Raw genomic sequence first — 951 nt, forward strand, 5'->3', positions numbered from 1 at the left:
CGGCTCGAGGGCGTCGACTTCGCCGCCCACTCCATGCAGGTCGACGCGATCACCGACGAGCTGATGACCCTGCTCGCCCCGGTCCGGCCGCGGGCCACCGACGTGCCGTTCTACTCGACGGTGACCGGTGCGCGCGTGCCGGCCGAAGAGCTGGACGCGGCCTACTGGTGCCGCAACCTGCGCCAGACGGTCGAGTTCGGCGCCGCGGTGGGCGCCCTCGCCGCCGACGGGCACGAGCTGTTCCTCGAGGTTTCCGCGCACCCGGTGTTCACCATGGGCATCGGCGAGGTCGCCGAGGCGGCCGGCGCGCACGTGGTGGCGCTGGGCACGCTTCGCCGCGACGAGGGCGGGATCGAGCGGTTCCTGAAGTCCCTCGGCGAGGCGCACGCCCACGGCGCCGCGGTGCGGTGGGAGCCGGTCTTCCCCGGCGCCCGGCGGGTGGACCTGCCGACCTACGCCTTCCAGCGGGAGCTCTACTGGGCCGAAGCGCCCGCCGTCACCGTCGCCCCGGCCGCCGACCCGGCCGGGGAGCGGCTCTGGGACGCCGTCGGCCGCGGGGATGCCGGTGAGCTGGCGGAGATCCTGGACCTCGGCGAGGACCAGCGGCCGTCGCTGGACTCGCTGCTGCCGTCGCTGGCCGCGTGGCGCCGCCGCCGCGACCAGCGCTCCACAGTGGACTCCTGGCGCTACCGCGTGACCTGGAAGCCGGTGCGGACCACCGCCGCCCCGGTGCTCACCGGCAGCTGGCTCGTCGTCACCACGGCGGGGATCGCCGAGGACGAGGTCGTCGCGGCCCTGCTCGGCCACGGCGCGCAGGTGCGACGGCTCGTCGTCGACGACGACTGCGCCGACCGCGGGGAACTGGCGCGCCGGCTGGCCGGCACCGCCGGGGTCACCGGCATCATCTCGCTGCTCGCCGCGGCCGAAGAGCCGTCGCCGCGGTACCCGGCG

General features: G+C 76.1%; 1 protein-coding gene. It reads left to right on the forward strand.

The window, feature by feature from the left end; all coding sequences use genetic code 11:
• A partial coding sequence (locus G3I65_RS42980; RefSeq protein WP_160701181.1) for an acyltransferase domain-containing protein occupies window positions 1-951 on the forward strand: 951 nt, incomplete at both ends.

The sequence above is a fragment of the Amycolatopsis sp. SID8362 genome (assembly GCF_010550475.1).
In the GTDB taxonomy this organism is placed as follows: domain Bacteria; phylum Actinomycetota; class Actinomycetes; order Mycobacteriales; family Pseudonocardiaceae; genus Amycolatopsis; species Amycolatopsis eburnea.